Raw genomic sequence first — 240 nt, forward strand, 5'->3', positions numbered from 1 at the left:
GATTACCAGAGAGCTTATTGCCCTCTTCGTCAGTCTCAAATAATGCCTTCCACAAGCTCAAATAAAATAAGAAATCTGAGTCATCTTGACGAAATTCGGCATGCTTTTGATCCGCTTGCTGGCGCTTGTTAGCAGGGCGCTCACGCGGATCTTGTACCGCTAGTGCTGCGACAACGATCAGCATCTCACGAATACAATCATAGTCGCTACCCGCAACTAGCATCCGCGCTAGCCTTGGAT

General features: G+C 48.3%; 1 protein-coding gene. It reads right to left on the bottom strand.

Annotated features, from left to right (window positions below; all coding sequences use genetic code 11):
• The coding region (locus tag AAEY75_RS16850) for a hypothetical protein (RefSeq protein ID WP_352260311.1) at nucleotides 1-240 on the bottom strand (240 nt) is incomplete at both ends.

The organism is Psychrobacter sp. TB55-MNA-CIBAN-0194 (assembly GCF_040309505.1).
Taxonomy (GTDB): Bacteria; Pseudomonadota; Gammaproteobacteria; order Pseudomonadales; family Moraxellaceae; genus Psychrobacter; species Psychrobacter fozii.